Genomic DNA, 22360 nt, shown 5'->3' with positions numbered 1-22360 from the left:
TTCCCGCGTTGCGGAAATTGTAGCAAATCAAAACGGTTATGCCAGCTTGCGCTTACTTCTCGCGCTGCGCGGCGTAGTCCACCGCCGAAGGCGGCTCCTCCAGCCCGCGTCCGGCCATGATCTCCGCGAAATTCCGCATTAGTTCTTCATGCAGCAGGCCGTTGCTGGCCAGGGTCTCGCGGCTGTCGAGGCGGAAGGGCGAGCCATCAAAGCGCGTAACCTTGCCGCCAGCCTCCTGCACCAGCAGCGCGCCCGCCGAGGTGTCCCACGGATTCAGGTTGAACTCCCAGAAGCCGTCGTAGCGGCCACTGGCCACGTTGGCCAAGTCCAGCGCCGCCGAGCCTGCCCGGCGCACTCCGTGGCTGCGCAGCGTGATCTGGTAATAGAAATGGATGTTCGGGTTCTTGTGCCGCTTCTTGCTCGGGAAGCCCGTACCGGTGATCGCCTCCGCCAGCCGCGCAGTGGTGGAGACGTGGATCGGCTTCTCGTTCAAGGTCGCGCCCGTGCCCTTTTCGGCGGCAAACATTTCATCACGCGTCGGGTCATAGAGCACCCCCGCGATCAGCTCTCCATTCTTTTCCAGGCCGATTGAGACGCAGAATACCGGATAGCCGTGCGCAAAGTTCGTGGTGCCGTCGAGCGGATCCACATACCAGCGATATTCGCTGCCGCGCTCGTCGCGCGAGCCTTCCTCGCCAATCAGGTCATACCCCGGCCACAGTTCCCGCAGGCGGCTGACGATGAATTTCTCCGAGGCGCGGTCGGCCTCCGTCACCAGGTCTACGTCGCCCTTATAGGTGTAGCCAATGCCGCGCGCATAGTAATCCATCAGGATGGCACCGGCCTGGCGTGCAATGGAAGTGACCTGCGGCAGGTAAACGGTATTCGCGCTCGCGCTCATCGTTACTCCGCCACCTCCGCCGCTTCTGCGGCAGGCTGCTTGGCGCGTGTGGCCTTGGTTTTGCGCGCTGGCTCCTTCAGGACGCCTTCGCAGATGTAAAGGATTTCGTGCTTGAAGATAAACAGGTTCGGTTCGCCTTCGCGGGTCAGTCGAATCATGTCGCGGTCGTAGTATTCCACCCAGCCGCGCACAATTTCGCCTCCCACCAGACGGATGGAGACGGGCTTCTGCTTTTCACCGAGCGACTTCAGGTACGCCGCTTCTTCGTGTGTTTCCTCTGGCGGCGGAATCTTTCCCTTCCGCGCCGTCGAGTTGAGGGGATTCTGCTGGAAAGGCATGGGGCTATTCTACCCTGCCCCCGGTGCGCCACCGATGAAATCTCCGGCGCCGCCTCAACGGCAAACAAAAGCCCCGCCCGGGTTCGCCGGACGGGGCGTCAGATTCGCAGCCGGAAGGCTAAACCTTCTTGGCTTTGATCTTCAGGTTGTCGCGGCGCTCTTCATCCACGCCGCCCAGTTCCTCCCACATCTTCACCACGCTGGCCTTCACCTCGGCCGTCAGCCGGTCATAGGCCTGCTCGGGTGCTTCGTTCGGATTGGGATAAATCGGATCGCCAATCTGAATCTTCATCTTGTGGAAGCCCTGGAAATTGTGTCCGCGGGGCATGATTTCGTAGAAGCCCTGCTGCGCCACCGGCACAATCGGCACGTTCAGCGTCTGCGACAAAATCGCCGCGCCCTTCTTGAACACCTTGGGCGCGCCGCTGATCGAGCGTTCGCCTTCCGGATAAAGTACGAGGATATTGCCGCGGCGCAGGCCGTAGGCGCCCACGCGCATGGCTGGCACAAGGTTCGCGTCTGGGTCCACCGGGAACAGGTGGAACGAGAGCGCGATTGATTTCACCAGCCCTTCGCCGAAGATTTCACTGGTGCCGATGTAGAAGACACGCGGGAACATCTTCAGCGGGATGCAGGCCGCCAGCACCGGCGCGTCCATATAACTCTGGTGATTCGGGCACAGCAGGAACGCGCCTTCCTTCGGCAGCTTCTCCATGCCCTTCACTTCCATGCGGAAGAAGATTCGCGAAACCGTGTAGACCAGCCGGCCCACCAGGTACCAGAAGAATATCGGCAGCGAGAAGCCCTTGTCGAGCCGGCGCATCTCCGGATCATCCGTCTCCGAGGAAAGCAGCGCCTCCCATCCCACACCGTTGCCTTCGGTCTTGCCCGCGTGCTTGCGGACAAGGTCCACCATCTCGCGCACGGTGTAAACCTCGGCGGCCGACGAGTCATCCACGTCCGCCTTCAGCGCGTGCTCCAGCGCAACCAGCAGTTCCACGCGCTCCATCGAATCCAGTCCGAGATCAAGTTCGAGGTTGTCACGCGGATGCACCGGCTGCGCCGAGTTCTTGGCCGACTTGGCAATCACGGCGACGGCGCGCTCCACCTCGGGAATGGTCATCCACTCCTGTTCCTCGTCGGTCAGCGTGCGGACTTCCGTCTCATCCAGTTCGCGCTCGCCACGCGCGTGCTTTTCGCGCGCCATGCGCTCAATCTCATTGCGGCGCAGCTTGCGCGTGGTGGTGCGCGGCAGGTCCTCCTGCCAGATGTCGTAGCTCAAGATGCGCTTGGTGCTCGGCAGCGTGGCGCTCACACTCTCCACGTCATACCGGATGACCTCGCGCGTATTCACCACCTTGCGCTGGCGCAGCACCTCAAAGTTCGGCACGATGATGCCGTGCAGGCGCTCGCTCATCGGCTCGCCCGGCTTGCTCTCCAGGCCCAGCACGCAGATTTCCTTGATGAACGGCGAGCGCAGGTAATAGGCCTCGATCTCCTCGGGGTAAATGTTCTTGCCCGAGCTGAGCACGATCACATCCTTGGCGCGGCCAGTGATGAAGTAGTTGCCCTTCTGGTCCACGTAGCCAAGGTCGCCGGTCAGGAACCACTCACCATCGAAGGAGGCCTTGTTGGCGTCCGGACGGTTGTAGTAGCCCTTCATCACCGTCGGACCTGCGACGCAAATTTCGCCGACCAAGTTGCCATTCTCGTCCGGCTTCGGGTCGCGCACCTTCATCTTCACGTTGCACAGCGGGCGGCCAATGGAGCCGATGACGTTGTCATTCAGCGGCGTGGCCGTGCAGCCGCTGGTGGTCTCCGTCAAACCGTAGGCCTGAATGATGTCGAAGCCCAAGGCGTGGAAGTCGCGGCCAATCTGCGCGTCAAAGCGCGAGCCGCCGGTCAGGAAGAAGCGAATCTTCGGCCCCAGCGTCTTGTGAACCTTACCGAAGAATACCTTGCCCGGGTTCAGTCCGAACCGCCGGCAGAACTTGGTGATGCCCATCATCATGCGGAACAGCGCCACGATGGGGCGGCCCTTCTTGGCCACTTCGCCGAAGACGCGCTCGTGAATCAGGTAGAAGAACTGCGGCACGCAGGCAAAAATGGTGATCTCGCGCTCCTGCAGCGCCAGCATCAGCTCCGAACTGGAGAGCGAGTCGATGAAGACCACGCGGCAGCCGAACGCCAGCGGGAACATGATGTTCACCATCTGTGCCAGCACGTGGAACAGCGGCAGCACGCCCAGCAGGCATTCCTTCGGCGACAGGTTCACAAAGGTCCCCGCCGCGCGCATCTCCTCCACCAAATTCTCGTGGGTGATGACGACGCCCTTCGGGTCGGCCGTGGTGCCGGAGGTGTAGAAGATGCAGGCGATCGCTTCCGGCCCGAGTTGCACGGGCGTGAACGGAACAGCCGGAGCCGCCAGCAGGTCTTCCAGGTTCGGCATCTCGTCGCTGTGCTCGTCTATCAGCACCACCCGCACCTTGCGGTCGGCGATGGCCGTGCGCGCGTTGGCCAAGTTGCGCGTGTCGGTAAACATCACGACGGCGCCAGAATCATCCAGCAGCTTGGCAATCTGGTCGGCGTGGAAGGCCGTGTCCAGCGGAACCGCCGTGTAGCCGCAGCCAAGGATGGCGACCTGTGTGGCCACCCAGCGCGGGCTGTTGGCAGCCAGAATGACGCAACGCGAGCCGGGGGCCAACTGCTGCTGGCTGAGCCAGGCGGCTATCTGGTCCGTGACCGCGCGCAACTGCCTGTAGGTATAACGTTCGAGAATATGACCGTCGGCGGTGGTAACAACTTCGCTGGCGCCAATATGAGAAGCGGTGGCACCCGGCTGCCGTTGAATTTCAATGGCAAGCAGGTCCGGCCAGCGCTCTACAGATTCCAGGAATCGGCTATAAAACATACGACGCCGATTGTAAATGACTGAATCCCCGTGGCCGTAGCAGAAACCACCACGCGGATTCCGCGAAGGTGGAGCTATTACAAATCTTTTACATTTGTCGCCATCAAGACCGGGTGCCGCTCCAGATCAGTGCAGCTTGCTGGTGTAGTAACCGGCACGGTGGCGGACCACAAGCTTGCGCTCGCCGCCGGCAGCCTTCACGTCGATCTTGCGGAACTCGTTGGCCACCCGGCGGCTCGGGTAGTAGCCCACCAGGTATTGCGTGCGCAGCTCGTCGCTGATCTGCCGGAAGGCACGGTCCAGCTCGCCGAGCGAGGTAGCGTAGTAGTACTTGCCGCCGGTGTCCATGGAAAGCTGAATGAGCGCGTGCTCTCCGCCGAGGTCGCGTCCGGCGTTGGCCTCAATCGGCACCATGATGACCGGGTAGATGATGGCTTCGGCAGTCTGCGCTGCGCGCAGTGCTTCCTCATAATTCGTGCGGCTGGCCGTATCGCCGCCATCGGTGATGAGCACCATGACCTTGCGGCCCTTGCGCGGAATCAACGCATCCGAGCCGAGGAAGATGGCGTCATAGAGCGCCGTGGCCGAGCCGGAACGCACGCGGCCGATGGCGCTGTCGATGGCCTTGCGGTCGTTGGTGAAGCCGCGCATTTCAGTCACGATCTCACTGAATTGATACAACGAAATCGCGTCCTGCGGGCGCAGGATGGCATTTGCAAAACGCCGTGCCGACTCCAGTTCAAGCGGCAGGTCCTTGCGCGTGCTCAGTGAGGCATCAATGCCCATGACGATCGAGAGCGGCATCTCGCTCTCGCGGTCGAAGACGGCGATCTTCTGCTCCTCTCCGTCCTCATAAACCCGGAAGTCATCCTTGGTCAGCCCGCCGACCGGCGCGCCATGCTCATCGGTGACCGTGGCAAAGACGTTCACCAGCTTCACCTCCGAGCGGAAGGTCGTCGAAGGCTCCTCTTTCTTCTGGGCCGGAGTGGTGGAGGCCTGCGCCGGGTCGCCCGGGCGCGGCGGACGATGCACCACATGCTGGTTGGTGGTGGAATCCTGCGCCACGGCGCACGGCCCCGCCAGCGCCGCGAATGCCATCAGTACTGCCGCGAAAGCCTGCCCCCGGTTCATCGTCATCCGATTATATAGACGCCCACGGCGAGGCTTGGTCACTGGTCTGGAAGTGGTGGACATCCTGGTCTGCGTCGCCGTGCAGCAAGCTCTGACATTCTGGCCTACCTTGCGCCGTGCATCCAGATACCTGCCAATCCCGTGAAAATGGAACTGATTTCATCGAGAGGATGGAGCTTATTGTGATGCGAGTCACCGCACAAACGCTCAAGCTTCCATAGTCTTTCCCGGAAATGAAAAGTGCTACCCACCTTCCAGAACTGGACGGTTTGCGAGGCATCGCGATTCTGACAGTTGTTCTCTTCCATGCGATGCCAGGGGGACCGGAGTACTACCAGCCTCTGCCGTTTCTGCACGGAGTATTCAACCTGGGTCCGTCAGGCGTGGATCTGTTCTTCGTGCTGAGTGGCTTTCTGATCACCGGAATCCTGGTGGATTCCCGCGGCTCCGAGCATTACTTCCGCACGTTCTATGTTCGCCGCGTGTTGCGCATACTCCCCGTCTATGCCTGCGCCTTGATCGCGCTGTTCTGCCTCACGCTGCCTGCCTTCCATCGATCCGGCGCATTGCTGGAGATCCATTCAGGCGAGCAGATCTGGTACTGGTTCTTCCTGCAGAATTGGCGCGACGTTTCCGGTCATATCATTGACCCGTTGATCCACTTCTGGTCGCTGGCAATCGAGGAGCAGTTTTACCTGATCTGGCCAGTGCTTGTGCTGCTCTGCCCGAGCCGCGCTCTGGGCAAGGTCTGCCTGGCCCTGATCGCCGTCCCGTGCGCGATACGGACTGCGATTGTGTTTGGCCACCTGGTTCGCCCGGAGCTGCTGGAAGAATGGATTCACCGGGCCACCATCACCCGTCTGGACACGTTGGCGGTTGGAGCGCTGATTGCCCTCATCGCGCGCAATGCCGATTGGCAGCAGGAAGCCCTGAAGTGGGTTCGGCTCGTTGCCCCTGCATCATGCGCGGCATTCATTCTGCTCCCGCTGATCAGCCCGCAACTTGCACTAACCGTGGGTTACACCGCAACGGCCGCGATGTTCGGATGTGCCGTGCTGGTCTGTGTGGCCGAGAGCGGTTCGTCTCACTGGCTCTGCCGGGTCACAAGGAGCGGGGTGCTCCAGACGCTGGGACGCTACAGCTATGGAATGTATGTATGGCATCTGGCTGCCCGCGGCGCAATGAGGATGATTGTCTACCCTGCATTGCCGCGGAGCGCGATGGCGGTCTATTTCAGAAGATATCCGCTGCTGTTTTCGCTGCCGTTCATGTTGCTCTGCCTGCTGGCAGCATTTGTATGCGCGGTGATCTCGTGGAACCTGATTGAAAGACACTTCCTGCGGCTGAAGACCCGCTTTGCATACTCGCCACGTATGCCAGAGGCGGTTGCGCCCGAAGCCGCGTAAGGCATCGGCGAAGGCTCCGGAATCTTGCGCAATCACGCCATGCGGATTGCGCAAGGTTCACTACAGCGTCTTCACTTCGTCCGGGAAGTCCTCGCCATCGGCCCAGACTGCTCCGTCCTCGAAGAACTCCTTCTTCCAGACCGGCACGCGCTTCTTCAGCGTGTCGATGATCCAACGGCAGGCCTCAAAGGCGGCGGAGCGGTGTCCGCTGGCGACCACGATGGTCACGGTGGTGTCGCCAATTTCCTGGCGGCCCACGCGGTGCACAATGCGCACGTCGCGGATGGCGAACTGCTTCAGCGCCGTCGTTGCCAGGTTTTCCATCTCCTGCACGGCCATCGCCGGGTAGGCTTCATATTCCAGGTACAGCGTGCGGCGGCCGCGCGTGTTGTTGCGCACCACGCCGTCAAACACCACCAGCGAGCCATTCTCCGGGTGGCGCAGCCGGTCGGTGACCTCGTGAGTCACAATCGGTTCGCGCTGCAGGCGTGCGTGTTCGGACTCCAGCGGAAGGTCGTCGGGCGCTCCGCCGCTTACCGGCGGCAGCAGGCCCACTTCGTCCCCGTCTTTCAACGCCGTGGAGGGCGAAGCAAACGACTGGTTGACCGCGACGGCCACCGAACGTTCATATTTCTGCAATCCGGCATAACGCTTCAGGACTTCCGCCCAGGCGTCTCCGGCGGTGGCACCGGCGGCCAGTTCCATCTCAAGCGAGGAGCTGCCCACCGTCTCGCGAACACTTCCGAAACACACAATCCGCACTTTCATAGGATGAACATACCAGAAATCCGGAGCGCTCAGCACGCAGATTCCACGCCTGCGGCTTACCGGTTCCGCGCCGATGAATTCTTGCCAGGTACCTGCAAATAGACTTGTGATCGCTTTTCGTTGGCTGTAAGAATTCTTAACGAAGCGGGAAGACTCGGGGAGGTTTCTTCTTGAAGATCCAGAAAATGATTTCTTGTGCGGCCCTCTTGATGTGCGCCGTAATGTTCATGACCAGTTGCGGACAGACGTACCACCTGCAATCCATTGTGATGAGTCCGTCCTACAACGCGCTCTACGGCATGTCCGCCTATGGAACCTTCGCAGTTAAAGCGCAGCTCTCCAACGGCAGCACGGAAGATGTGACGACCAAGGTAACGTGGGCGTTGGCTGCACCATCCGATTCTTCCAGCAGCGACCAGCAGGCTCTCCTGTCCAGGGTCCGTCTGACTCCTGGGTTAGCCAACCAGGTTCAAGTGATTGGCGGCATCTGCACTTGGAATTGGAATCCGGTCACTGACTCCACAGGTAAAACTACCAGCTTCACCTATGGCTACCATCCCTTTACCATCACCGCGACCTACGAGGGGCAGACTGCAATCGGCAGTTTCAGCGTGAACAGCATCGCTGGTTGTTATGACCCGAACCACACGGCTCCCACAAGCGATCCCGGCTACACGGGGCCATCGTTCTACGACTGAGAATCAAGCAAGCCGCAAAGAGCCAGCCTTGGGCTGGCTCTTTTTGTCTCTAGGCGGCCTGCGTCTCTCTACTATTCCTTCTGGCCAAGCACCAGACTCCACTCCCTGAACCGCTTCCCTGCCTCATCCTGTTCCAGCCGCCAACCAAGCGTCTCCGCAGCCCTGCCCGCCCGCACCGAGGTAATCACGTACAGGCAGTTGGGCCAGAAGGCCTCGCGCAGGTCACGCTCCGACCATCGAGCCTCATGCTCCGGGTGCGAATGGTAGAAGCCTGCGATGCGCATGCCGAACGCCCGCGCCAGCCGCTGCGCGTGGAATAGCTCCTCCGGTGCCAGCGCGTAGCCCGTGCGACGGTTCGTTGCCACATTCGCGCAGCGCACAACCGCATGGATCGCCCGTGGCGGCTCGTCTTCCCCGTCCGGCTCACGGCGCGTCAGCAACACGCCGCAGCACTCTTCCAGCGGCGTCCGCTCGGCTTCGCGCCGCAAGAACTCCCATTGCCGGGTTCCAATCAGGCATGCCATCGCCAGTATTGTACCGGCCTGCCCCGGGGTATCGCGCTGATACCCTTCGCGGCAAGTAACCAAGCATTTACAATGGAGCGGAATGGAAAACGCGCCCGCACAATATGTAGACACACAGGCCAAGCTTGCAACCCTGGTCGACCACCTTCGCACACAGCCCGCTGTGGGCCTTGATACCGAATTCATCTCCGAGGGCCGCTACGAGCCCGCGCTTTGCCTGACTCAGATATCCACGGCGGAGGGCCTCTGGATTGTGGACCCGCTCGCCGTCCGCGACCTCGCCGACTTCTGGCATGTGCTCACCGAATCCGGCCGCGAGCTGGTAACGGTCGCCGCCCGCCAGGAGATTCGCTTCTGCGCCAAGGGCGCCGGACGCGCTCCGGCCCGCGTGCTCGACCTGCAGGTGGCCGCCGGACTGCTCGGCTTCGGCTATCCACTCAGCCACACCAACATGGTCATGCGCCTGCTCAACACGCGCGTGCATGGCGGCGAGAGCTTTACCGACTGGAAGAAGCGCCCGCTCACCCAATTGCAACTCAAGTACGCCGCCGACGACGTGCGCTACCTGCTCGACATGCGCAAGAAGCTGCTGCAGCGTGCCGACAAGATGGGCCGCACCGACTGGGTGCACGGCGAGTGCTCCGACCTGGTGGCCACCGTCATGCGCGAAGAGGAAAAGTGGCGCGTCTCCGGCAGCGCCCGCATGGGCCGCCGCCAGCTTGGCGTGCTGCGCGAAGTGTGGCGCTGGCGCGACCGCGCCGCCCGCAACGCCAACATCCCCGCCTCCCGCGTGCTGGGAGACTCCATGCTGATCGAAGTGGCGCAGCGCAGCCCTGCCACGGTGGAAGACCTGTTCGCCATCCGGGGACTCGACCGCCGAATCTTCCGCAACTCTGAACATGAGATTGTGGAGGCCGTGAAGCGGGGCAAAGAGATTCCTGAAGCCGAACTGCCGAACAATGAGCGCCGCGAAGATCCGCCGCAGGTGGCCGTGCTGGCCAAACTGCTTTCGGTGGCTTCCAACGGGCTGGCCGCGCAGTTTGATGTGGACCCGGCGCAGTTGGCAACGACCGCCGACCTGCAGGCCTGCGTGCGCTGGTTCCTGGCTCCCGACGATAATCCCAAGCCGTCCGTGCTTGAAGGATGGCGCGGAGAAATCCTCTCCGGCCCGCTGCTGGGCTTCCTGGAGGGAAAACGCGTGGTGCGTGTCGGCAACGTCAAGCGTGCCAACCCACTTGTATTCGAGGACTTTGGGAAGTAAAAGCTCCTACATGCGGTGCCAGGCTCGCCAGCCCCAAAGCACCGCAATCGCAAGGATGAGCACGAGACTGGCGCTTCCAGCCAGACCGGTGAGAGGGCGCAACCGCGCCATCCGGCGCTGGAGAGCCGTCTGCTCCTGGGCCATCTGTGATTCGGCCTGGTCCAGGAACAACTGGTCATCCTCATGCATGCCCAGCGTCCCGCGGTAGATCAGCAAAACGACGAATGCCGCGGTGAACAGAAACCAAAGGCCCCAGAGAATCTCCATCAGTTCCATGGCGCACCCCGTGGAGTACGGTCCGCGGCCCCACGCCGCAGCCCGGGCTGGCCGGAATTTTAGTACGGTTCCGTCCCGGCCGGACGCCTATTTTTTGGTCCATTCCGGCTTTTGCGACTTCCCCCGCCCCCTCCTCATCAAATTCCTTGAGAGTTCGCCGGATATTCCGGCCGCCGGTGGGGATGGTCGTGGCTGCGACAGGGTCCTGTCCGGGTGGATTGTCGCCTGCACCCGCGTGTGGGCGACGGCGGACTCTCTGCTATAATCTGGAGTTTCAAGGAGAACAAATGTCGACCACCACACCTACAACCCCTGAAGTCAAGAAGGCCCCGCTGACCCTGACTCCTACGGCCATTGCAAAGGTCAAGGAGATCATGTCCCAGCAGGACCCAGTTCCCGCAGGCCTGCGCGTGGGCGTTGTGGGCGGCGGATGCTCCGGCTTTTCCTACAGCATGCAGTTTGAAAATGCTGCCGGCGCCATGGACAAGACGTTTGAGTTCGACGGCCTGAAGGTCTTCGTGGATGCCACCTCGGTCATGTACCTGCAGGGCGCCAGCGTTGACTATGTGGAGACGCTCGAAGGCGCGGGCTTCAAGTTCGATAACCCGAATGTGAAGAGCACCTGCGGCTGCGGCTCCTCCTTCAGCGTGTAGTCCGTCACCCGTCCGAAAATTCAAAAGCCCCGCTTCGGCGGGGCTTTTCGTTGCGCATTGTCTTCTCGCGCCTGTCAGTTCTTGTTGGCCGCACCGCCGGAACTGCCACTGCTGCTGGAGCTTCCTGAACTGCTGGTTGGCAGCCCGGTGGTACTGGTGGACGAACCGAGTGTGTTGTTGGTGGCATTCGGATCGTACGGACCCACGGGCACCCTTCCGCGATCCTGGGTCACGACATAGACAAACTGCCAGTCGCGATAATTTTCCTTGCGCGCGAAGATATGGAAGCCCTTGCCGCGCGCCAGGCTGGAAACGCCAAAAATTGCGCCCCCGGCGCCGCTCGTGGTTCCCATCTTCAAATCCATGCCGAACGCGCTCTTTGAGCTATCGGTCCCGCCAACCGTCTCGTACTTCCCGCCCATCCCATTGCTATCCTCGGAGTCCTTGCTGGAGGCGGTTCCCGTTCCGCTGGCGTCCGTGGTGCCCGATCCGAAGCCAGTGCTTCCCCCCGAAGAAGTACCCGACTGCCCCGAGCTGCCGCCGAACAGATTGAAGCCGCCGCTCCCGGAGTTGCTGCCGCCAAGAGTGGAGTTCACCCCGCTTGTAAGGCCCGGAATATTCGGCAGAACTCCGCCGCTGCCAAAGATAGCGCTGCCGCCGGTCATCCCAGACATCGCCACCTCCTGCTGATGCAGCAGCCGCCACTTCCCCGTAAGCGACATCGGGTCGGAATACTGCTTGCGCAGTGAGCGGTACTTATTGGTTTCCTCAAGTTGCTGAATCGTGGTCGGGTAGCGACCGAACTTCTTGTAGAACTTGCGGACAGCGCGCTCGTATTGCACGCCGCGGTGGATCATCTCGTCCTCGCGCTCGTGCTTCACCTGGGCGGCAAAGTTGTCCACGTAGCCGGCCAGCGCAATGGCCATCAGCGCCACAAACAGCAGCATCACGATCAGGACATAGCCCCGCTCGCCCTTGCGCGCCGTTGTTGGAACAAGCAGCTTCATCCGCGACTATCCTTGCGAGAGCGTCACGTTCTGGCGGTTGTTGTAGAGCATGTCCTCAATCTCAACCTGTGTGGGCATGATGCGCACGATCTTGTAGCGGCGGTTGACGATGTCTCCCTCGCGCGCCACAAACACATCCTCACCCTGCGACAGAAAGATGCTTGGCTTCTCGCCCGGTTTACTGGCCATGCCGAAGAACTTCAGCGGGATCGGCGGCGGGGGAGGAGGCGTGTTGACCACCGGCGCGGCTTTGGCCTGAGACATCGGGAACGGCTTCTGCTTCACCGGCTCAATCTTCGGCGGCTCCGGCTCGGCCCGGAATATGTTGCGGCCCGCACCCTTGTAGCGAACCTGCTCGCTGGCTGCCAGCAGGTCCAGCCGCAGGCGCGGGTCGATCGAGTCGCTCAACATCGCGGCCTTCTTCTCCTTGGCTGGTGCTGATGCCTTCGCCGCAGGCGCCGCAGCAGGCGTTTCCGGCTTGCCGAGGAAGCCATGCCAGACCGTGAACAGTGCCAGCACCCCCAGCACGGCGGCAGCTCCTGTCTTCAGGCGGTTCTCAGTGCCCAGCTTCATAGCCGCCTCCCAGTCCTGCGTTGCGCAGATAGGTGGTGAGCTTCAACTGCACCATCAACACATCGTTCGGCTGAGCGCCGCCAAACGCCACTCCATCCACAATGTACAGCGACGGGTTGCGCTCGAGCGCATTCAGAAATTCCATTTGCGCGGTGTAGTTGCCACGCACAATGGCCGCCATGGAAAGCTTTTGCACGCCGGGAAGGCCGGAATCGTGCGTCTCATACTTCACGCCGACCACCTGCACATGACTCTCATTCCCCAGCTTGTTCAGCGCCTGCGAAACTTCCGAATACCGCGAAGGCAGGCGTCTGCGGTAGAACTCGGTGACCTGTCCGCGCGCCTCCACCAGCTTCTTATCCATGTCGCGTGCAGGCAACGCCACCTTGCGCTGCTCCATCACCTGGGCGCGCAGTGTGTTGTACTCCTGCTCGCGCGCCTCGCGCGAACGCCCCACCGGAGAGAGCAGCACGCCGACAGCGGCAAGGTCGAGCACCACCAGGACGCCGCAAATGGTCAGCAGAATATTCCGCGCGAATCGCAGCGTCATTTGCGCCTCCCATTGCTGACCGGCATCATCCTGGCCGAGTCCTTGGCCTTGTCTTGCGCGGGCGCATCGCTCTCCGCCGTGGAGTAGCTGAAGCCCTGTGGCACGTACTCCGCCTTGATCTCAAAACGCACCGTGTCGCCGGGCCCCGCCGCTCCGCCGGGGCCGAAGGAGCTGCGCTCCGGATCGATTTCCATCTCGCTCACCAGCTCTGCGTTGTGGAATGCCGGCGAGGTTTCCATGTGCTGCACCAGTTCCACCGCGCGATCGCGGCTGTTGCCCGCCACCATCAGGTGGAGCGTGAGCACGCGCCGCTTGTCGAATTCCGGGAGCGCTGACACCACGTGCAGGTGCGGCGGCATCACCCGTTCCAGTTGCATGAACACTTCGGTCCAGGAAAACGACTTCTGCGCAATCACCTGGTTGAAGAACTGCGAAGCCTCCACCGTGTCGCGGTTCTCCGGCAGGTTCAGCATGGTCATGGCGTCATTGTGCTGCTGCTGGAGCTGGCGTGTCTCCTCGCGCAGCCAGTTGATCTGCGCGTTGACATCGCGCGAGCGATGATAGCTGCTGACCGTGTAGGTCAGCAGCACCACCGAGCACAGCGCCAGCACTGCGGTGAGCGCGCCCCAGCGCAGAAAGAAGCGCCGGACGTCCTGGTAGGGCTGCGAAGCGAGATTGATGTTGAGCCGCATTCGATTCCTGCTCGCACCGGACCGGGCCTGTGCCCTTCCGGCATGAATTCCTGCTAGTAAAGCGCGCCCAGCGCGCCTGCAAAATCCGCGCGTCCGCCGGAGTTCGCCAGCGACGCGCCGATCAATTCCTCCACCGGAGCCTCCGCCTGCGCGGACAGCGCCGGGGCCAGTTCGCGCAGGTTGCCCGCTCCCGCCAGCAGAATGCGCTTCACGCTGGTTCCGAACGTATCCTGGAAATAGACCAGCGAGGGATAAACGTCGTCGGCCAGTTGTGCAGGCGTCAGCTTGTCGGCCGCCGCGCCTTCCAGCGTGCGCAGCAGCAGCAGGCGGCCTTCATTCACAATGGCAACGCTGGTGGCACTGGCATCCACCTTCACCAGCAGCGACGGCTCGGAGGCATCCACCAACCCGAGCGCCGCCAGCGTCGAGGGCAACACCACTCCGGGAGCGCAGCCGGCCTCGCGGAAGGCTAGTTCATACTCGTCGCGCACGGCGCGCTGCATGACGGCGACAACCACACGCACGTCCTGCTCGCTGCGCTGCACGTGATAGCTGAGAACAGCTTCTTCGGCGTCAAACGGCAGGCTCTTGCGCAGGCGGAAGCGTACGGCGGCATCAGCCTCCGTAGCACGGCTGGGCAGCGTATCGAAATCCAGCAGCACCACGCGCGCGGCGGTATCCGGCAGCACGGCCGTCACTTCGTGCGTGCGTCCGGCGGCGGCCAGCACCGTGTCGCGGATGGCCTCCCGCACGGCGGCCTCGTCGAGGATGTTCTGCGCCGTCAGCGAAGGCACGAGCGCCCCGGCTGGCAGCGACCGCGTGTGCATCGCCTCCAGTTGCCCGCTGGCGTTCACCCGCGCAGCGGCCACGCCCGCCGTTTGCAGCTCGCAGGCCACATGAGGCCGTGCAATCCGGTTCTGTTCTGCCTTTGTCATCGCGTTGTCTCAATGAAGGTGACCTTGTTGATCTCCTTCACGGTCGTAACACCATTTCTCACTCGCGCCAGCGCCGATTCACGCAGGAAGTGCATGCCCTCCTGCCGCGCCGCCTTGCGAATCTCCGAGCTGGGCCGCTTCGCCAGAATCATGTCGCGGATCGGATCGGTCAGTTCCAGCAGTTCGTGGATGGCGGTTCGTCCGCGGTAACCGGTGCCTCCGCATTCGATGCAGCCCTGCCCTTCATAAAGCGGAACGTCGCGCCACTCATCAGGCGGCAGGCCGTTGACTTCCAACTGCCGGTCGGTCAACTGAATCTCGTGCTTGCAGTGCTCGCAAATCACGCGCACCAGCCGCTGCGCCAGAATGCAATTCAACGCGGAGACAAAGTTGTAGGCCTCCACGCCCATGTTCAGGAATCGGCCGAGCACGTCGACCACGTTGTTGGCGTGCACGGTGGTGAACACCAGGTGGCCGGTCAACGCCGAGTTGATGGCAATCTGCGCCGTCTCGGTGTCGCGGATTTCGCCGACCATGATCTTGTCCGGGTCGTGGCGCAGAATCGAGCGCAGACCTCGCGCGAAGGTCAGGCCCTTCTTCTCGTTCACCGGAATCTGCGTGATGCCGCGAATCTGGTACTCGACCGGGTCTTCGATGGTGATGATCTTGTCTTCGTCGGTCTTGATTTCGTTCAGCGCGGCGTAGAGCGTGGTGGTTTTGCCGGAGCCGGTCGGCCCCGTCACCAGCACCATGCCGTACGGCTCGGCGATGTAGCGGCGGAAGCGGCGCAGCGTCTCCGGGTCGAAGCCCACCACGTCGAGCGTCAGGCTCTTGAACTTCTCACTCATCGACTCCTTGTCGAGCACGCGCAGCACGGCGTCCTCGCCGTGGATGCTGGGCATGATCGAGACGCGGAAGTCGATGTAGCGGCCGTTGTAACGCACGCGGAAGCGGCCGTCCTGCGGCACGCGGCGCTCGGCAATGTCCAGTTCGCTCATGACCTTGATGCGCGAGATGATCGTCGAGTGGTGCTCCTTGGCGATCGGCTTCATCGCCTCCTGCAGCACGCCGTCAATGCGGTACTTGATGACCACCGAGTCGTCGCGCGTCTCAATGTGGATGTCGCTGGCACGCCGCTGCAGGGCGGTAAAGATCGTGGTGTCCACCAGGCGTATGATCGGGCTGCCGTCGCTCTCGGCGGTCAGCTTCTCGATGGAGATTGTCTCTTCGCCGCTTTCATCCTCGCGGATGACGTCGAGCGTGAAGGTCTCGCCCGCTTCTTCCAGCACGCGCTGCGACTGGTCCGTTTTCTTTAGAAGATCATTGATCTGCGCCAGCGTGGCCACGCGCGGCACCACGCGGCGGCCCAGCAGCAGGCTGATCTCGTCGATCGTCATCAGCTGGCTGGGGTCGGCAATGGCGATGGCCAGCCGTCCGTCGGGCAGTTCTTCCAGGGGAATGAAGTTGTCGCGGAACATCAGGTCGACCGGAATCTTCTTGAACAAGTCGTGCTGAATCTTGTAATTCTTCAGGTCGACGAACTCGCAGCGGTAGCGCCGCGCCAGTTCCCGCGCGCGTTCCGGCTCGTCACTTCCTGATGTCGTCGGTACAAACAGTTCTGCCATGAATCCCCTTTTACGTCTTTAGAACGCGCCGCTGGCGCCGATGTTGAAGATCGGCATGTAGAGCGAAATCATAATGAAGCCGACCACCAATCCCATGAAGATCAGAATCACCGGCTCAATCAGCGCCATGGCCGCGGCCAACGCGTTCTGCACATCCTCTTCGTAGAACTCAGCCACCGAGATCAGCATCGTCGGCAGTGCGCCGGTCGATTCGCCAACCTCGACCATTTCAATTGCCAGCTCCGGAAAGACCTTCGTGTCTTCCAGGCTGCGCGCCAGCGGCTGGCCCTGCCGAACCTGCTCGCGTGCGCTGTTCACCGTGTTGCTCACCAGCCGGCTCTGCATGGAGAGCGAGGCCGTCTCCAGCGCCGGAACCAGCGGCAGTCCGCCCGAAAGCAGCGTGGAAAGCATGCGCGAGAACATTGCCACCTGGAAGCGGATCCAGATGGTGCCATACAGAGGAATCTTCAGCCGTCCGCGATCCAGCAGTTCGCCCCCCTGAGATGTCTTTGACCAGCGCCAGAGCGCGAATCCGCCGCCGAACACAACCAGTGCGATGTAAGGGATGTAGTCCTTGATGCCCATCGCAATCGAGATGGTGAACAACGTAACCGGAGGCAGCGGGCGACCAAGGTCCTTGTAGAGCAGCGCAAACTTCGGCACCACGTAGGTCATCAGCACGCTGAGCAGGATGACCACACCGCTCACCAGCAGCGTCGGATAAATCAGCGAAGCGAGCAGCTTCTTACGGAAGGTCAGCGACATGCGCTGGAAGCTGATATAGCGGGTCAGCACTTCTTCCAGGTTGCCGCTCTTTTCGCCCGCCAGCAGCGTGGTCGAATAAATCTTCGGGAAGGCGCCCTGCGCCTCGAATGAGTCCGAGAGCAGCTCTCCACCCTTGACGCGGTCGCGCACGTTCTCCAGCAGGCCGCGAAAGAACTCACTCTTCTGGCGGCGCGCCAGCAGGTCCAGCGCCTGCACAATGGGCAGGCCCGCGTGGATCAGGGTCACGAACTGCTGGTTGAAGATGACGAACTGCTCGAGTGAAACCTTCTTGCGGCCCAGGCGCAAGCCCTGTGCCCCCACCAGCCCTCGTGGACGCACCCAGTAGACAAGGAAGCCAAGCTGCGCAAAGCGGTCGCGCACTTCGTCCGCCGAATAGCCGGCCTCCACCTGCTCGACCACCCGGCCGCGATCATCCGCCATTCGTATGACAAACTCGGCCATCGCTCCCTCTATCCGGACCGCGCCACCGCGCCACAATCCTGCCAGTGTATCACCCGTCGGAACAACATTTTCCGCACCTTCCGCGCATTGGTTCCGGCGCGGGAAGAGGCTGGCGGCTGGTTCCTAGGGCTGCAACTCCGTCGCCTTCATCACTTCCACTCCCGCTGGCGGCTGGAAGTGGAATTTTTCCTCCCCGACGGAAGGGTTATCGACCTCGCCACGCAGATCGAAGACCGTCCGCGAGCCATCAAGCTCTTCAATGCTGATGCGCACCAGTTTCTGGCCGGCAATCTCCAGCAGCACCTGGCTGATGCGATCCTGCATGCCGTTGGGCACGCCGCGCAGCACCAGGCTGCCTCCCGCCGAAGGCTTCACGTCCTGCGCCACCGACAAGCCCTTGAACTCCTTCGCCAGCTTGGTGCGGCCCAGCAGGTAGCGCAGCGGGCTGCGGAAGTCATCCATCTGCTTCAGCTGCGCTCGCCGGGCCTGCTTTTCGCCCGGCACATAGAACCATGCCGTCTTGCCGTCGGTGACAAACAGCTTGGCCCGCGGGTGCGTATACTCCCAGCGCATGCGGCCCGGCTTCTGTATCCACAGTGTGCCGCTCTCCACCCGGCGCATTCCGCCGCCTTCGTAGCTCTCCGTAAACCCTGCCTGCATGGAGCGCAGATTGTTGTAATGCTTGTCGACGGCGTCGGCAACGGCGCGCACGTCCTGTGCATGGGCCAGTGCACCTGCCAACCACACAACCGCAACAAGGGTGCTGGCTTTTATAAAATTCATTTTCAAGTCCTTAAAACATTTAGACGTTGGGGGACGCCGATGGTTTACCGTCCACTCACTTAGCCGTGGGCCTCATGGAAGCCGGGTCGGCGATCACCGGCAGCATGGTGTTCTTCTTGCTCTCCGGCACGCCGCGCGTAAGGAACGGCATCTTCTCCGGCTGCGCCACCTCAATGTGCCCGCGCACCAGCCGGTAAGGGTTGCCGACCGGATCATTGGGAATCGCCCGCATCCACCCGGTGGAGAGCAGTTCCGCCCAGTTGGCGGGGGCATGCCCCATCGCCGTCTCAAACTTGCCAATGTGCTCGTCGAGCTCGCGGATTTCCTCGTCCGCGCGCAGTGAAAGCAGGCGCTTTTCCGCCGAGGACCGTATGTTTGGGTCGTCCGTGCTGTTGTGTATGTTGATCCACAGATAGCGCGCCGTCTGGTACTCGCCGGCATGCTGCGCAAGCGCCGCGGCCATCACCCGCATCCACGGCAGCGCCCCCTTAATCTCCGAACCTTTCTCGAAGGTCTTGCTGGCGGTTGCCGGATCGTGCAGTTCAACCCACTGAATGTAGGCCAGGTGATAGTAGAGCCGCCACGCCTCGGGATTACGGTCGATTCCCTTCTGCACCAGCCGGGCCGCCGCCTGCGGGTCGCCGGCTCCTTCCGGCGGAGCCTGCGCCAGGAAGATCGACCCGAATTCGTAGGCCGTCATCAACTGCGGGTCGCACTCGGTGGTGATGTCCAGCAACGGTGCCAGCAGCTTGTACTGCATGGAGTGTGCATGGTGATGCCCGCCGAAGTACTGCACCACGCGCGTCCAGTAAAGGTCGGCCATCAATCCGTTGTAGCCCAGGCTGACGGTCTTCACCGCCTTTGCCGACGGAAGGTACATCACTTCCTCAAGCGTTGCGCCCTCGCGTTCGTGCTCCAACTGGCGGCTCACGGCCACCGTTGCGCACAGGCTGGCCAGCATGAGCATGGCCGCCACCAGCCGCACAGGACGGATCCCCGCCTTGGCTTCGCCCGTCATTTCAGGTTGCGCCTCTCGAAGATCAGAGCCGCTGCGCTCAGGCACAGCAGCGAGTAGACCGCAACGTACAGCGTGTCCAGCAGCACCAGCCGCGACGGAATCGCCACGCCATGCGCGGCCTGCAGCATCACGTTCAAAGCCGCAAAGTTCGGCACCACGTAGCTGAGGCCGTACGCAATCCACTTGGCCGCTCCGCTGGCCATGGAGGCAAAACCGCGCAGGTCTTCCGCGTAACTGCCAATCACGAATACGGCGAACGAGAAGATGGCCGACATCAGCGGTGTGGTGAACGTGGAGCACAACAGCGCCAGCGAGATCATCAGCACGTATTGCAGCAGGATCAGGTAAATGGCCGTCACCACCGCCGCGTCCTGCGCGCTGAAGCCATGCCCCACGTAATACAGGGCCGCAAACAGCGCCACGCTCATCATCAGCGCGTTCACCGTCACGGTCATCACCAGCCCAGCCCACTTGCCGGCGATGAACTCCCAGCGCCGCACCGGGCGCGCCGCTAGCACCGTGTACAGCGTGCGCTTTTCAATCTCCTTGGAGACCAGCCCGATGCCGATGAAGATGGAAATGAGGATGCCAAACAGCGAAATCGACGTCAGGCCAAGGTTGACGAGTGCCAGCCGCTCGATGCCGATGGAGGCCTGCCCCACAAGCAACGCGGCGCCAATCATCAGCACGGCAAAGACAATCAGGTTGTAAAGCACGCGGTCGCGCACGGCTTCGCGGAAGGTGTTGCGCGCAATGGTCAGGATCGAACTCACGCCCGCACCTCCTGCGGCCTGGTCACGCCGAGCTTGGCCAGGAAGTAATCCTCCAGCGTGGCCCGCACCGGCGTTACCGAGACCAGATGCGCGGAGTGGAGCCGTAGCGCGTCGAGCGCAGCGTCAAGTTGCCGTTCGTCAAGCACCGCGCGCACCGTCTCGCCGGTGGCGTGGCACACGCCGCCCAGAGCTGAGATATCAACCACGGCGCTCGCGCCCGTCCACAGCAGTTCGCACTTGCCGCTGACCTCGTGCGCAATGTCTGCCACGGCGCTGATGCCGCGCAGCTCGCCCAGGTTCAGCACCGCCACGCGGTCGCACAGCGACTCGGCGTCCGAGAGAATGTGCGTGCTAAAGAAGATCGTCTTGCCCTCTTCGTTCAGCTCCTGCATCAGGTCGCGGACCTCGCGGCGTCCGATGGGGTCCAGCCCGCTCATCGGCTCGTCAAAGATCAGTACCTTGGGCTCATGAATGATGGCCTGCGCGATGCCCACGCGCTGCAACATGCCCTTGCTGAACTTGCGGAGCTGTGTCTTGCGGCTCACGTCGCCAAGCCCCACGCGTCCCAGCACGCGCTCCACGCGCTGCGAGCGCTCACGCCCAGCGATGCCGCTCAGCCGCCCGTAATAGTCGAGCAGTTCGTAAGCCGTCAGGTGATCGTAGAAATATGGCTGTTCGGGCAGGAAGCCGATCTGGCGCTTCATCGCCATGTTGTCCAGCTCGCAGCCCAGAATGTGCGCACTGCCGCCCGTGGGAAACACCAGCCCCATCAGCAGACGAAGCGTCGTCGTCTTGCCCGCGCCGTTCGGCCCCAGGAAGCCGAACACCTCGCCTTCCTCCACCGCCAGCGTCAGCGGCTTCAGCGCGAGCTTCTTGGTCGCCTTCCAGAAGCCGACACGATATGTCTTTTCCAACCCGAAAGTCTCAATCGCAGCCATCAGTCGAGCAATCCCCAAAGCGCCGCGCGCACAAATCGCGCTCTGGCACGCAAAAACCTTGTCGCACAACAAATTATAGTCAAAACTTCAGCCCGTCCGTTACGCCCTGCGCAGGCGAAACTCACTCCACAACACCCATAGCAAATAAGCTGTCAGCAGCGTCAGCTCCGGCTCTACCAGATGGCGGAACCGCGGCGTGGTGCTAGTGATGTAATACGGCAACGGATAGACCATCAGAGTGCATGCCATCAGCCAGCGTGCCCGCTCCTGCCGCACAAACAGCGCCAGCACTCCGCCGAAACCCAGGAGGCTGGTCAGCAGGTACATCCACGGGCGGAGATACTTCTCCGGCGGCTCCACCAGCATCTCGTTTCCATCCCAGAAGTCGGTGATACGCTTCAGCGTGGTTTGGGCAAAGGACTCCGGATGTGCAGCCACCCAGGCCTTCGCGTCAGCCATCCGCTGGCGGCAGTATTCCACCTCTCCCAAGCGCTTGTACTCCGCCATCAGCCGCGCGTTGCCCGCCGGATGCAATCCCGCGAACGGTACCCCGGGGCTATACGCATAGTTGCCGATGTAGAACTCAGCACCAAAGTTGCCCCGCACAAAAATCCACTGCCCCATCACCGATCGATTCCGCAGCACCCACGGCAGCAGCACCAGCACGGCGGCAATCACCACGGCGGCCAGCCGCACCACAACCTCCCGGCGTCCTGCGAAGAGCAGATAGCAGAGGCACACCGCCATGATCGTCAGCAGCGCCGGATTGGCCAGCAGCGCCACGCCCCACAACACACCGTAGCCCACCCACTCCGCCGGAGACAGAATGCGCCAGCGCACCGTCAACAGCAGCAGCGCGGTCAGCAGGCATGCCGACAAAGGCGGCTCCCACGCCCACTTGGTGGGCCAGTGCATGAAGAACGGGATCACGGCAAAGCCCCAGCTGCCGAGCAGCCCCACGGCACGCCCCCAAAGCTCCTCTCCGAGCAGGTAGAGCAACCCGCAGTTGATGCCCGCGAACAGCGAATTCATCACCAGCACGGCCGCTGCGGAGGCAACGCTGCACACACCCAGCCAACGGAAGATCCAGGAGAGCAGGTAGGGATAGAGGGGCGGCACCCAGGTCGTCGGCCCACTCAGTACGCCGAACGGCGAGCTGAAACCTGCGCCCTGCGCCAGTGAGGCCGCTACCGATCCAGTCTCAAAGCCGAATGCGTATGGGCTGCGATCCAAGTTCGGAAAATGGTAGGTCTGAAACAAGAAGATGACGGCCACGCGCAACAGGAATCCTACCGCAGCCACCGCCAGCGCGGGATGGCGGCGCCACCACGCCGGACGCGTAGGCTGGAGTGCGCTTTCGGAACTCGACATT

Annotated in this window: 23 protein-coding genes; 4 read left to right on the top strand and 19 right to left on the bottom strand. The window is 62.2% G+C overall.

Going from position 1 to position 22360, the window contains the following annotated elements:
* Positions 1-52 precede the first annotated feature (52 nt).
* From AC6IZO_RS02885 to AC6IZO_RS02870, 4 genes are all read right to left on the bottom strand, one after another.
* Positions 53-901 (bottom strand): inositol monophosphatase family protein, encoded by an 849-nt coding sequence (locus tag AC6IZO_RS02885; RefSeq protein WP_497807822.1) that lies wholly within the window; start codon positions 899-901, stop codon positions 53-55.
* Positions 902-903: 2 nt separating this feature from the next.
* On the bottom strand, positions 904-1239 hold the full coding sequence (locus tag AC6IZO_RS02880) for an Hfq-like protein (protein ID WP_497807820.1): 336 nt from the start codon (positions 1237-1239) through the stop codon (positions 904-906).
* A 118-nt stretch (positions 1240-1357) separates the two neighbouring features.
* The gene (locus AC6IZO_RS02875; protein ID WP_497807818.1) at positions 1358-4150 is read right to left on the bottom strand and encodes an AMP-binding protein; all 2793 of its coding nucleotides are present in this window, start codon (positions 4148-4150) and stop codon (positions 1358-1360) included.
* Positions 4151-4276: 126 nt separating this feature from the next.
* Positions 4277-5287 (bottom strand): VWA domain-containing protein, encoded by a 1011-nt coding sequence (locus tag AC6IZO_RS02870; protein ID WP_497807816.1) that lies wholly within the window; start codon positions 5285-5287, stop codon positions 4277-4279.
* A 227-nt stretch (positions 5288-5514) separates the two neighbouring features.
* Here AC6IZO_RS02870 and AC6IZO_RS02865 point away from each other — a divergent pair, with 227 nt between their 5' ends.
* Positions 5515-6687, top strand: coding sequence for an acyltransferase family protein (locus AC6IZO_RS02865; RefSeq protein ID WP_497807814.1), 1173 nt, complete (start codon positions 5515-5517; stop codon positions 6685-6687).
* A gap of 60 nt (positions 6688-6747) precedes the next feature.
* On the opposite strand, the gene AC6IZO_RS02860 is transcribed toward AC6IZO_RS02865, so the two are convergent.
* Positions 6748-7455 (bottom strand): molybdenum cofactor biosynthesis protein, encoded by a 708-nt coding sequence (locus AC6IZO_RS02860; RefSeq protein ID WP_497807812.1) that lies wholly within the window; start codon positions 7453-7455, stop codon positions 6748-6750.
* Between the two features lie 185 nt (positions 7456-7640).
* On the opposite strand from AC6IZO_RS02860, the gene AC6IZO_RS02855 reads away from it, so the two are divergent.
* Positions 7641-8153 carry a hypothetical protein gene (locus tag AC6IZO_RS02855; protein ID WP_497807810.1) on the top strand — a complete coding sequence of 171 codons (513 nt, stop codon included), beginning with the start codon at positions 7641-7643 and terminating at the stop codon, positions 8151-8153.
* 71 nt (positions 8154-8224) lie between these two features.
* Here AC6IZO_RS02855 and AC6IZO_RS02850 read toward each other — a convergent pair whose 3' ends face one another.
* On the bottom strand, positions 8225-8677 hold the full coding sequence (locus AC6IZO_RS02850; RefSeq protein WP_497807808.1) for a M67 family metallopeptidase: 453 nt from the start codon (positions 8675-8677) through the stop codon (positions 8225-8227).
* 82 nt (positions 8678-8759) lie between these two features.
* Here AC6IZO_RS02850 and AC6IZO_RS02845 point away from each other — a divergent pair, with 82 nt between their 5' ends.
* Positions 8760-9938 carry a ribonuclease D gene (locus AC6IZO_RS02845; RefSeq protein ID WP_497807806.1) on the top strand — a complete coding sequence of 393 codons (1179 nt, stop codon included), beginning with the start codon at positions 8760-8762 and terminating at the stop codon, positions 9936-9938.
* Positions 9939-9944: 6 nt separating this feature from the next.
* On the opposite strand, the gene AC6IZO_RS02840 is transcribed toward AC6IZO_RS02845, so the two are convergent.
* Complete coding sequence (locus AC6IZO_RS02840; protein ID WP_497807804.1) at positions 9945-10214, bottom strand: hypothetical protein; 270 nt, start codon at positions 10212-10214, stop codon at positions 9945-9947.
* 287 nt (positions 10215-10501) lie between these two features.
* Between AC6IZO_RS02840 and erpA the strand changes: the two genes are divergently transcribed.
* On the top strand, positions 10502-10867 hold the full coding sequence (gene erpA, locus AC6IZO_RS02835; protein ID WP_497807802.1) for an iron-sulfur cluster insertion protein ErpA: 366 nt from the start codon (positions 10502-10504) through the stop codon (positions 10865-10867).
* A 74-nt stretch (positions 10868-10941) separates the two neighbouring features.
* Here the strand turns inward: erpA and AC6IZO_RS02830 are convergent, their stop codons facing one another.
* The 12 genes from AC6IZO_RS02830 to AC6IZO_RS02775 all read right to left on the bottom strand — a co-directional run bounded on the left by AC6IZO_RS02830 (position 10942) and on the right by AC6IZO_RS02775 (position 22359).
* The gene (locus AC6IZO_RS02830; RefSeq protein WP_497807800.1) at positions 10942-11874 is read right to left on the bottom strand and encodes a hypothetical protein; all 933 of its coding nucleotides are present in this window, start codon (positions 11872-11874) and stop codon (positions 10942-10944) included.
* 6 nt (positions 11875-11880) lie between these two features.
* The gene (locus AC6IZO_RS02825; RefSeq protein ID WP_497807798.1) at positions 11881-12447 is read right to left on the bottom strand and encodes a hypothetical protein; all 567 of its coding nucleotides are present in this window, start codon (positions 12445-12447) and stop codon (positions 11881-11883) included.
* Entirely contained in the window at positions 12431-12997 is a 567-nt protein-coding gene (locus tag AC6IZO_RS02820; RefSeq protein ID WP_497807796.1) for a hypothetical protein, read from the bottom strand. Before AC6IZO_RS02820 ends, AC6IZO_RS02825 begins: the two co-directional genes overlap by 17 nt.
* Positions 12994-13689 carry a hypothetical protein gene (locus AC6IZO_RS02815; protein WP_497807794.1) on the bottom strand — a complete coding sequence of 232 codons (696 nt, stop codon included), beginning with the start codon at positions 13687-13689 and terminating at the stop codon, positions 12994-12996. Before AC6IZO_RS02815 ends, AC6IZO_RS02820 begins: the two co-directional genes overlap by 4 nt.
* Before the next feature lie 53 nt (positions 13690-13742).
* Positions 13743-14624: a type IV pilus biogenesis protein PilM gene (gene pilM, locus AC6IZO_RS02810; RefSeq protein ID WP_497807792.1), complete on the bottom strand. Its 882-nt coding sequence runs from the start codon at positions 14622-14624 to the stop codon at positions 13743-13745.
* Positions 14621-16249 (bottom strand): GspE/PulE family protein, encoded by a 1629-nt coding sequence (locus AC6IZO_RS02805; RefSeq protein ID WP_497807790.1) that lies wholly within the window; start codon positions 16247-16249, stop codon positions 14621-14623. The genes pilM and AC6IZO_RS02805 overlap by 4 nt, the downstream gene beginning before the upstream one ends.
* Before the next feature lie 18 nt (positions 16250-16267).
* A complete protein-coding gene (locus AC6IZO_RS02800) occupies positions 16268-17476 on the bottom strand; it encodes a type II secretion system F family protein (protein ID WP_497807788.1) in 1209 nt (402 codons plus the stop codon).
* Between the two features lie 123 nt (positions 17477-17599).
* Positions 17600-18259 carry a LolA family protein gene (locus tag AC6IZO_RS02795; RefSeq protein ID WP_497807786.1) on the bottom strand — a complete coding sequence of 220 codons (660 nt, stop codon included), beginning with the start codon at positions 18257-18259 and terminating at the stop codon, positions 17600-17602.
* A gap of 55 nt (positions 18260-18314) precedes the next feature.
* Positions 18315-19277: a tetratricopeptide repeat protein gene (locus AC6IZO_RS02790; protein ID WP_497807784.1), complete on the bottom strand. Its 963-nt coding sequence runs from the start codon at positions 19275-19277 to the stop codon at positions 18315-18317.
* The gene (locus tag AC6IZO_RS02785; protein ID WP_497807782.1) at positions 19274-20050 is read right to left on the bottom strand and encodes an ABC transporter permease; all 777 of its coding nucleotides are present in this window, start codon (positions 20048-20050) and stop codon (positions 19274-19276) included. Before AC6IZO_RS02785 ends, AC6IZO_RS02790 begins: the two co-directional genes overlap by 4 nt.
* Positions 20047-20988 (bottom strand): ABC transporter ATP-binding protein, encoded by a 942-nt coding sequence (locus AC6IZO_RS02780; RefSeq protein ID WP_497807780.1) that lies wholly within the window; start codon positions 20986-20988, stop codon positions 20047-20049. Before AC6IZO_RS02780 ends, AC6IZO_RS02785 begins: the two co-directional genes overlap by 4 nt.
* 99 nt (positions 20989-21087) lie before the next feature.
* Complete coding sequence (locus AC6IZO_RS02775) at positions 21088-22359, bottom strand: glycosyltransferase family 39 protein (protein WP_497807778.1); 1272 nt, start codon at positions 22357-22359, stop codon at positions 21088-21090.
* Position 22360: the final 1 nt, after the last annotated feature.

Source organism: Oryzophilus luti (genome assembly GCF_059726245.1).
The sequence above is the reverse complement of the archived record's forward strand: the minus strand, read 5'-3'. Positions and strand labels throughout refer to the sequence as shown.

Bases quoted from the DNA above. Each gene is read 5' to 3' on its own strand.
- AC6IZO_RS02885 (WP_497807822.1), bottom strand. From the start codon at position 901: ATGAGCGCGAGCGCGAATACCGTTTACCTGCCGCAGGTCACTTCCATT.
- AC6IZO_RS02880 (WP_497807820.1), bottom strand. From the start codon at position 1,239: ATGCCTTTCCAGCAGAATCCCCTCAACTCGACGGCGCGGAAGGGAAAG.
- AC6IZO_RS02875 (WP_497807818.1), bottom strand. From the start codon at position 4,150: ATGTTTTATAGCCGATTCCTGGAATCTGTAGAGCGCTGGCCGGACCTG.
- AC6IZO_RS02870 (WP_497807816.1), bottom strand. From the start codon at position 5,287: ATGACGATGAACCGGGGGCAGGCTTTCGCGGCAGTACTGATGGCATTC.
- AC6IZO_RS02865 (WP_497807814.1), top strand. From the start codon at position 5,515: ATGAAAAGTGCTACCCACCTTCCAGAACTGGACGGTTTGCGAGGCATC.
- AC6IZO_RS02860 (WP_497807812.1), bottom strand. From the start codon at position 7,455: ATGAAAGTGCGGATTGTGTGTTTCGGAAGTGTTCGCGAGACGGTGGGC.
- AC6IZO_RS02855 (WP_497807810.1), top strand. From the start codon at position 7,641: ATGATTTCTTGTGCGGCCCTCTTGATGTGCGCCGTAATGTTCATGACC.
- AC6IZO_RS02850 (WP_497807808.1), bottom strand. From the start codon at position 8,677: ATGGCATGCCTGATTGGAACCCGGCAATGGGAGTTCTTGCGGCGCGAA.
- AC6IZO_RS02845 (WP_497807806.1), top strand. From the start codon at position 8,760: ATGGAAAACGCGCCCGCACAATATGTAGACACACAGGCCAAGCTTGCA.
- AC6IZO_RS02840 (WP_497807804.1), bottom strand. From the start codon at position 10,214: ATGGAACTGATGGAGATTCTCTGGGGCCTTTGGTTTCTGTTCACCGCG.
- erpA (WP_497807802.1), top strand. From the start codon at position 10,502: ATGTCGACCACCACACCTACAACCCCTGAAGTCAAGAAGGCCCCGCTG.
- AC6IZO_RS02830 (WP_497807800.1), bottom strand. From the start codon at position 11,874: ATGAAGCTGCTTGTTCCAACAACGGCGCGCAAGGGCGAGCGGGGCTAT.
- AC6IZO_RS02825 (WP_497807798.1), bottom strand. From the start codon at position 12,447: ATGAAGCTGGGCACTGAGAACCGCCTGAAGACAGGAGCTGCCGCCGTG.
- AC6IZO_RS02820 (WP_497807796.1), bottom strand. From the start codon at position 12,997: ATGACGCTGCGATTCGCGCGGAATATTCTGCTGACCATTTGCGGCGTC.
- AC6IZO_RS02815 (WP_497807794.1), bottom strand. From the start codon at position 13,689: ATGCGGCTCAACATCAATCTCGCTTCGCAGCCCTACCAGGACGTCCGG.
- pilM (WP_497807792.1), bottom strand. From the start codon at position 14,624: ATGACAAAGGCAGAACAGAACCGGATTGCACGGCCTCATGTGGCCTGC.
- AC6IZO_RS02805 (WP_497807790.1), bottom strand. From the start codon at position 16,249: ATGGCAGAACTGTTTGTACCGACGACATCAGGAAGTGACGAGCCGGAA.
- AC6IZO_RS02800 (WP_497807788.1), bottom strand. From the start codon at position 17,476: ATGGCCGAGTTTGTCATACGAATGGCGGATGATCGCGGCCGGGTGGTC.
- AC6IZO_RS02795 (WP_497807786.1), bottom strand. From the start codon at position 18,259: ATGAATTTTATAAAAGCCAGCACCCTTGTTGCGGTTGTGTGGTTGGCA.
- AC6IZO_RS02790 (WP_497807784.1), bottom strand. From the start codon at position 19,277: ATGACGGGCGAAGCCAAGGCGGGGATCCGTCCTGTGCGGCTGGTGGCG.
- AC6IZO_RS02780 (WP_497807780.1), bottom strand. From the start codon at position 20,988: ATGGCTGCGATTGAGACTTTCGGGTTGGAAAAGACATATCGTGTCGGC.
- AC6IZO_RS02775 (WP_497807778.1), bottom strand. From the start codon at position 22,359: ATGTCGAGTTCCGAAAGCGCACTCCAGCCTACGCGTCCGGCGTGGTGG.